The following is a 7,776-nucleotide window of genomic DNA, read 5'->3' as shown; positions in this document are numbered from 1 at the left end:
GGCGACGATTTCGTGCGCCGCCACGGCGGCACTCAGGCGATGCGCGACGCGGGGCTGGGGGCCTCCTTCCTCAGCCAGAATGCGGGCAAGCGTTCCGTCGTGCTGGACCTGAAGACCGACGCGGCCCGCGCCGATGCACTGCGGCTGGCGGAAACCGCCGATGTGGTGGTGGAGAACTTCCGCCCCGGCGTGCTGGACCGGCTGGGGCTGGGCTTCGACGTGCTGTGCGCGCGGCGTCCGGGTCTGATCCTGGCCAGCCTGTCGGGGTTTGGCCCCGAGGGGCCGCTGTCGGGGCGGCCGGCCTATGACCACATCCTGCAGGGCGTGTCGGGGTTGATGGCGATGACCGGCACCGAAGAAAGCGGCCCCATGCGCGTGGGCCTGCCGATCATCGATTACATCGCCGGCCAGGCGCTGGTCTCCGCCCTGCTGGCGGCGCTGCTGGCGCGCCATGCCGCGCCCGCCACGTCGCAGCGCATCGAGATCTCGATGCTCGACGCGATCACCGGGCTGATGGGCGCCTATGCGGTGCACCACCAGACCACCGGCGCGCTGCGCGGGCTGGAGGGCAACCGCGCCTTTTCCGACAGCCCGTTTTCGGGCCGCTTCGATTGCGCCGAGGGGCAGATCGTCATCACCGCCAACACCCCCGCGCAGGCCACGCGCCTGTGCGCGGCGCTGGGTCTGCCGGCGCTGGCCGACGACCCCGATGCGGCGCGCGTGGCGCAGGCCTTGCGCGAACGGCTTTCCACCGACAGCGCCGAGGCGTGGGAAGACCGGCTCGCCGCCGCCGATGTCCCCGCTGCCCGCCTGCGCACATTGGCCGAGGCGCTGGATCATCCGCAGATGCGCGCCTCGCCCTGCTGGCACGACATGGAGGTGCCGCAGCTGGACATGCGCGTGCGCGTCCCCGGCCTGCCGTTCCGTGCGCCCTTCGCCCCCGCCGCGGGCGCGCCGCTGCCGCCTGCGCCTGCCTTCGGCGCCGACACCGACGCCGTGCTGGCGGCGCTCGGACCCGCCCGCGCCGCCCCCGGCCGATAACAGGAGATCCTGCCGATGAAACCGCGCGAAATCCGTCTCTCCACCACGCCCACGCCCGAGGCCATCGCAGAGCTGCGGCTGGGCGATGTCGTCTATCTGGACGGGCTGATGTACACCGCCCGCGAAGGCGTCTACATGCGCGCGCTGGAGGAACGGGCCAACATCCCGATGGAGCTGCCCCGCGACAGCGCCGCCAACTTCCACTGCTCGCCCGCCGCCTCGATCCGCGAGGACGGCAGCTTTTCGCTGGGCGCGGTGACGGCCACCGCCAGCTTCCGCTTCGCCAAATGGCTGCCGGAGTGGATGGAAAAGACCGGCGCCAAGCTGATCATCGGCAAGGGGGGCATGACCTCGAAGGACTACAAGTCCTACTTCGTGCCCAACGGCGCCATCTACCTGACCACCGTGGGCTACGGCACCGGCGCGCTGCTGGGGCGTGGCGTCGAAAACGTGGAGGCGGTGCATTGGAACAAGGAACTGGGTCTGGCCCAGGCGATGTGGGTGCTGAAGTGCAACAGGATGGGGCCGTTCATCGTGGCCTCCGACCTCAACGGCGACTGCCTCTTCGAGCGCGAGAACGCCAAGACGGCCGAAAACCTCGCCCGCGTCTACGAGGGCACGAAACCGGCCGTGCTGAAGCGGTTCGGCGAAACCGACGATCGCAGCGACGAGCTGATCTGAACACTCACCCCGGCGCCCCGGGATGCGGGGCCGGGAACCACGAAAGGATGACCGGATGCGCGGTGCGGATCTGCTGGTGCAGACACTCAGGGCGGCAGGCGTCAGCCGCATCTATTCCCTCTCGGGCAACCAGATCATGCCGGTCTATGACGCCTGCCTTGAGGCTGGGATGGAGATCATCCACACCCGCCACGAGGCCGCCGCCGTCTATATGGCCGAGGCCCACGCCCAGCTGACCGGAGAGGTCGGCGTGGCGCTGGTGACGGCGGGTACGGGGGCGGCGAATGCGCTGGGGCCGCTGGTCACCGCGCGTGCTTCGGAAACGCCGGTGCTGCTGCTGACGGGCGACAGCCCGGTGGCGCAGGACGGGCGCGGCGCGTTTCAGGAAATGGATCAGGTGCCGATGGTCACGCCGCTGGTCAAGCTGTCGGCGCGCCCGCGCGATGCGGCCGCGCTGGGGCGCGATGCCGCGCGCGCGCTGCGCCGCGCCACCACCGGGCGGCCGGGGCCGGTGCATCTGTCGCTGGCCTTCGACGTGCTGAACGCGGATGCGGGGGCCGCGCGGGTGCCGGGGGCGGCCGCCCTTGGCCGCGCCGGGATGCCCTTGTCGGCAAAGGATGCGCGCGCCGTCGCGGATGCCATCGCCGGGGCCGCGCGCCCCGTGGTGCTGTGCGGCCCGCTGCTGAACGCCACACGCGCGGGCGATCTGGGGGCGCGGCTGGAACAGGCCCTGGACGCCCCGGTGATCGTGATGGAAAGCCCGCGCGGGTTGAAGGATCCGGCGTTGGGGATGCTGGGCGAGGTGCTGGGCCGCGCCGATCTGGTGGTCAGCCTGGGCAAGCCCGTGGATTTCACGCTGGGGTTCGGCGCGACCCCCGGTTTTTCCGCCGACGCCCGCTGGATCGTGGTGCAACCCGACGAGGCCGAACGCGACCGCGCGCAGCATAATCTGGGCGCCCGGCTGGATCTGGCGCTGGCTGCCGACCCGCGCGATGCCGCCCGCGATCTGATCGCGGCGGGAACCGACGCTGGGGCTGATGCGGGGGCCGATGCGGGAACCGGGCACGCCGATTGGCGCGCTCAGGTCCGCGCGGAACTGGCGCGGCGCGGGTTCGAGCCGGATCAGCCGGGCACAGGCTCGGGGATCAGCCCGGCGCAGCTGTGCGCCGCCGTGCAGCGCCAGATGGACGCCGCAGGCGGGGCGGTGATGATCGGCGATGGCGGTGAATTCGGGCAATGGGCGCAGGCCGCCGTCACCGCGCCCGAGCGGGTGATCAACGGCGTGTCGGGGGCCATCGGCGGCGGCATATGCTATGCGCTGGCGGCCAGCCGCGCGCGGCCCGGCGCGCCGGTTCTGGCGTTGATGGGCGACGGCACCGTCGGGTTTCATTTGGCCGAGTTCGAGACGGCGGCGCGGGTGGGTGCGGGCTTTGTCGTGGTGATCGGCAACGACATGAAATGGAACGCCGAACATCAGATCCAGCTGCGCGACTATGGCGCGGGGCGCACTATCGGCTGCACGCTGAGCGGCGCGCGCTATGATCTGGCGGTGGCCGCGCTTGGCGGGCATGGCGAATATGTCACCGATGCCGCCGAACTGGATGCGGCGCTGGAACGCGCGCTGGATCACGCGCGCAGCCACGGCACCCCGGCCTGTGTCAATGTGATGATCGACGGGCTGCCCGCGCCCAGCGGCCCGTCGCATTAGAGATCACGCAAAATCCCACTCACGGATTGCGTGGCCCGCCCCGATTAACTGCCCCGGTTGACCGTTCTGGTTGATCGCTCCGTTGATCGGGGCGGTCTTTTTTCTGCGCGGCCTACAGCAGGGTCACACCCGCCAGCACCAGCGCTGCGATGAACACCGTCTCTGCCAGGATCAGCACGACCGACTGGCCGGGAATTTCCAGGATGCGGCGCAGCTCGGTCTTCATGCCGACGCCCGCGATGGCGGTCAGCATCGCCCATTTCGACACCGCCCAGGCCGCCGACTGCACCGCGCCCGGCAGCCAGCCCAGCGAATTGATCAGCGCCAGCACCAGGAACGCCGCGACAAAACCCGGCACCACCGGCGGGCGCGCGCCCGCGTCGCTGCCGCCCAGATCGAAGTGCCGCAGCGCCAGCGTCAGGATCAGCACGAAGGGCGCCAGCATCGACACGCGGATCAGCTTGACCGTCGTGGCGGTTTCCCCGACTTGGTCGGACATGGAAAAGCCCGCGCCCACCACCTGCGCCACATCGTGGATCGTGCCGCCCAGAAACACCCCCGCCGCCATGTCGCCAAGGCCCAGCATCTGCGCTAGGATCGGGTAGAAGATCATCGCCAGCGTGCTCAGCAGCGTGACCCCGAAAACGGTAAAGCTGAGGTTGCGTTCGGAAAACTCGTTGCGCGGCAGCACCGCCGCGATCGCCATCGCCGCCGAGGCGCCGCAGATCGACACCGCCCCCGCCGTCAGGATCGCCAGCCGCCAGCCCCGCCCCAGCAGCCGCGCGCCCATATAGCCGAACGCCATCGTGGCCAGCAGGGCCGCCACGATCAGGGCGATGACCTCCAGCCCCAGCCGGGCGAAGACCTCGAAGCTGATGCGCGCGCCCAGCAGCGCCACGCCCATGCGCAGGATGGTCTTGGCCGAAAAGGTGACACCCCGGGCCACGCGCTCTCCGTCCTCGACCAGGAAATGCAGCGCCAGCCCGATCAGCAGAGCCATCAGCATCGCAGGCGCGCCGTAGTGATCCGACAGGAACTGCGCGGCCAGCGCGATCACGCCGCAGACGGCGACGCCGGGCCACAGGTCGCGCCACGCCGCCGCACGTGAAAATGGCAGCCTTGAGGCGCCCGTTCGGGCCGTTGCGGAACGGGTCATGGTCACGCCTTTCGTCGGAAAATTCAGAAGAGGGGGCCGCGGGGCAGCGGCACGCTCAGCGCCTGGCGGAAGCCATAGGTGAAGGCCACGATGGTCAGCGCGACGCCGACTGTCAGGATGAGCCAGGATTTCCGCGACAGCGCGTCCTGCCGGGTGATGAGCATCAGCACCACGCCCATCACCAGCCCCGCCGCGCCGAAGCCCAGCATTGGCACGAGCGCCACCGTGCCCAGCATGACCAGCGGCACGGCGGCGCGGCGCGGGTTAGAGCCTTCGGAACGGTCCTCGGTGACGCGGCCGGTCAGCAGCGTCGCGGCGGCGGCCAGCGCACACAGCACCACCATGCCCCAGGCGATCGTGCGCGGAAAGACCGCCGCCTCCTCGTTCAGGCCGGTGGATTGCACCAGCGCCACGATGGCCACGGCGGCAAATACCCCGATCGCCGCCAGATCGCGCGCGATGGCGCCGGTGCCCGCGCGCGGCGGGCGCACGGTGCCCTGCGCCACGGTGCGCGACAGCATCCGCCGCAACTGCGGCACGAAGGGATAGAGAAAGCTCAGCAGCGTCAGCGCGATGATCACCATCGACAGCGGCCTGCCGAAGAACTGCCCCCACAGGTTGCCCACCGCATCGCCGATGGTCCAGCCCTGCACGAAGCCCTGTTCGGCGATCCGTCCCAGGATCAGCCCCAGCACGATGGGAGAGACGGAAAAGCCGCGCCGCGTGGCCAGCCAGCCGACGCCGCCCAGCACGATCATGATGCCCACATCGGCCAGGTTGTTGCGGATCGCGAACGACCCGATCACCGTCATGAAGGCCACGATGGGCACCAGCCCCGCCTTGGGCGCGCGCACGATCGCGCCATAAGCGAACCGCCCGATCAACAGCCCCACGGGCAGCATCAGCACCGTCGCCAGCAGCAGCCCGAAGATGAAGGTATAGACGATCTGCGACCCGTCGGAGAAAAGCGAAGGCCCGGTGCGCACGCCCTGCACCAGCAGCGCGCCGAGGATCACCGCGTCGGGCGGCGTGCCCGGAATGCCCAGCACCAGCGTCGGGATGAACCCACCGCCCACGGTGGCGTTGTTGGCCGATTCCGTGGCCACGATGCCGCCGGGATTGCCCTGCCCGTAGGCGGGGCTGCCCTTGCCCACGCGGCGGGCCTCGGAATAGGCGACAAGCCCTGCGATGGACCCGCCGGCGCCCGGCAGCGCCCCCACCAGCGTGCCGATGACCGAGCTGCGCAGCACGTTGACCTTTTCGCGCAGCAGCACCGCCATCGCCTCGGGCAGGCGAAAGCCGCGCTGCTGCTCGGGCGCCTTCAGGTGGCGGTCGGGGCGGGCGACAAGTTCCATCAGGACGGGGATGCAGTAAAGCCCGATCAGGGCCGAGACGATCTCGATCCCGCCGAGCAGCGTGGTGGACCCGAAGGTATAGCGCACCTCGGCGCTGGTTTCCGATATGCCGACCATCGCCAGCAGCAGGCCGAAGCCCGCGCCGATCAGCCCTTTCAGCAGATCGCCCGTGGACAGCGCCGCGATCAGCGACAGGCCGAAGATCGCCAGCCAGAAATATTCCACCGGCCCGAAGGCCAGCGCCGCATCGGCCAGCGGCGGGGCCAGCATCAGCAGCGCGATGGCGCCGACCAGACCGCCCACCACCGACGACAGGCAGGCCACCGACACGGCCAGATCGCCGTCGCCGCGCCGCGCCATCGGGTAGCCGTCGAAGGTGGTCCCGATGGCGGAGGGCGTGCCGGGCGTGTTCAGCAGGATCGCGGCATAGGCGCCGCCATAGATCGCCCCGGTATAGATCGCGCCGAGCAGGATCAGCGCGCTTTCGGGAGGCATGGAAAAGGTGATGGGCACCAGCACCGCAACCGCCATCGTCGCCGTCAGGCCGGGGATCGATCCGATCACCGTGCCCGCCGCGACGCCCAGCAGCGCCAGCAGGATGTTCAGTGGCGAAAGGGCGGAAAGTAGGAAATCCAGCATGTCATGCAGCGCCGATTGGAGTGGGGGAATGTCGCAGCCCGGGGCAGCGCGGGAGGGGCACGGCGGTGGTGTCGTCCCGCCGCGCCCGCGACCTTGCCCGGCCCATGATAGGCCGGGCCGGTCGGAGCGTTACTTGATCAGGCCCGCGCTTTTGGCGGCGGACAGATAGTCCTTGGACCGGTCGGCCATGAACTTGTCCATTTCCGGGCCGTAGGGCACATCGACCAGCGCAAAGCCGCCGTCGAGCATCTTTTTCTGAAAGCCTTCGTCGGCATTGATCGCGGCGATGGCGTCGGACACCTGCTTGCGCGTCTCTTCGGAGGCCGATTTCGGCACCGCGATGCCGCGATAGGCGCCCGAGACGATGTCATAGCCCAGTTCCTTGAACGTCGGCACATCCGGGAAGGCGGGGTGGCGTTCGTCCATCGCGACGGCCAGCATGCGGACCTTGTCGCCCTGCGCCGCACCCACGGTGGTATAGCCCCATTCGGCCTCAACCTGATTGCCCAGCAGCGCGGTTACCGCGGCGCCGGTGCCCTTGAACGACACATAGGTGGTCTCGATCCCGGCCATCTCGTCGAACTTGACCTGCACCAGATGGTTGGCCGTGCCCTTGCCCGACCCCGAGAAGGTCACCGCGCGCGGCTTGGCCTTGGCGGCGGCAATCAGATCGTCGAGCGTCTTGTAGGGGCTGTCGGCCTTCACCACGATGGCGTCGGGGGTGTAGTGGAACATGTAGACGGCGGTGATGTCATCGGTCTTGAAGCCCACGTTGCCCTGCTGCGGCTTGACGATGATATGCGGCAGGTTGATGCCCATGATCACCGAGCCGTCGCCGGCCATCGAGTTGAGCTGCGACCAGCCCACGGCCCCGCCGCCGCCGGGCTTGTAGGAAATCACCAGGTTCTTGCCGGTCTGTTCCTTGAAATAGGGCTGTTGCAGCCGCGCGGTGATGTCGGATTCGCCGCCGGGGCCGAAGGGGATGATGTATTCCACATCGCCCGTCGGGAATTGCTGCGCCTGCGCGGGCGCCTGGAACGCCGCACTGGCCAGAAGGCCGAGCGCGAGGCTTGCGAGTGAAGTCTTGATCATTGTTTTTCCTCCCTGGGTGGTATTGTCGTAGCGTCAGGTTGTATCGGCGGCGGAACGGAGTCCATCCCGCAACCGGGCGATTATGGCGGGGTCGTTGGGCGCCC

The 7,776-nt window shown here is 69.4% G+C and carries 6 protein-coding genes; 3 read left to right on the top strand and 3 right to left on the bottom strand.

The annotated features are described in order from the left end of the window. The 3 genes from ACU0BR_RS02030 to ACU0BR_RS02020 all read left to right on the top strand — a co-directional run. The coding region (locus ACU0BR_RS02030) for a CaiB/BaiF CoA transferase family protein (RefSeq protein ID WP_446155173.1) at nt 1–1,041 on the top strand (1,041 nt) is incomplete at its 5' end. Nucleotides 1,042–1,056: 15 nt separating this feature from the next. Continuing rightward, nucleotides 1,057–1,722, top strand: a complete 666-nt coding sequence (locus tag ACU0BR_RS02025) for a fumarate hydratase C-terminal domain-containing protein (protein WP_446155172.1) — start codon at nt 1,057–1,059, stop codon at nt 1,720–1,722. 55 nt (nt 1,723–1,777) lie between these two features. Next, nucleotides 1,778–3,430 carry a thiamine pyrophosphate-binding protein gene (locus ACU0BR_RS02020; protein ID WP_446155171.1) on the top strand — a complete coding sequence of 551 codons (1,653 nt, stop codon included), beginning with the start codon at nt 1,778–1,780 and terminating at the stop codon, nt 3,428–3,430. Nucleotides 3,431–3,542: 112 nt separating this feature from the next. On the opposite strand, the gene ACU0BR_RS02015 is transcribed toward ACU0BR_RS02020, so the two are convergent. The 3 genes from ACU0BR_RS02015 to ACU0BR_RS02005 form a co-directional block, all read right to left on the bottom strand. Continuing rightward, nucleotides 3,543–4,586, bottom strand: a complete 1,044-nt coding sequence (locus ACU0BR_RS02015; protein WP_446155170.1) for a YeiH family protein — start codon at nt 4,584–4,586, stop codon at nt 3,543–3,545. A 23-nt stretch (nt 4,587–4,609) separates the two neighbouring features. Continuing rightward, complete coding sequence (locus tag ACU0BR_RS02010) at nt 4,610–6,580, bottom strand: tripartite tricarboxylate transporter permease (RefSeq protein ID WP_446155169.1); 1,971 nt, start codon at nt 6,578–6,580, stop codon at nt 4,610–4,612. Between the two features lie 129 nt (nt 6,581–6,709). Then, the gene (locus ACU0BR_RS02005) at nt 6,710–7,672 is read right to left on the bottom strand and encodes a tripartite tricarboxylate transporter substrate binding protein (RefSeq protein WP_446155168.1); all 963 of its coding nucleotides are present in this window, start codon (nt 7,670–7,672) and stop codon (nt 6,710–6,712) included. Between the last annotated feature and the right edge of the window lie 104 nt (nt 7,673–7,776).

It is taken from the genome of Brevirhabdus sp., from assembly GCF_052826345.1.
Note: the sequence above shows the minus strand (reverse complement) of the source record. Positions and strands in the feature narration are given on the sequence as shown.